Origin of the sequence: Winogradskyella vincentii, from assembly GCF_020166345.1 — a bacterium.
Taxonomy (GTDB): domain Bacteria; phylum Bacteroidota; class Bacteroidia; order Flavobacteriales; family Flavobacteriaceae; genus Winogradskyella; species Winogradskyella vincentii.
The window spans coordinates 1-341 of the sequence record NZ_JAIUJS010000055.1 but is presented as its reverse complement, the minus strand read 5'-3'; the positions used below and the strand labels follow the sequence as shown (position 1 = coordinate 341).

Here is a 341-nt window from a genome sequence, read left to right as displayed (position 1 = left end):
GGTAAACCTAACAATGGCGATATTAACCTGACCATTACAGGTGGTAACGACTATTTAGTTGGTAACCCTTATGCCTCTGCTATCGATGCAGATCAATTTATCAGGGACAACGGACCTGAGCTAGAATATACAGACCCAGGCTCAACTCCTGAAAGTGACCCGCTATTGAGCGGTACGCTCTACTTCTGGGAACATTGGGGAGGCGGATCTCACATATTGGCAGAATATCAAGGTGGTTATGCTACATATAACTTCTCGGGTGCCGTGGCGGCAGCCTCTATGGGAACTAACGATCCTGATGTTGGCACTGGCGGAACGCCTACCAAACTACCTGGCAGGTA

General features: G+C 48.7%; 1 pseudogene. It reads left to right on the top strand.

Annotation, left to right across the window (positions count from 1 at the left end):
- A pseudogene (locus LBV24_RS15140) lies at nucleotides 1-341 on the top strand (hypothetical protein); the annotation flags it as partial.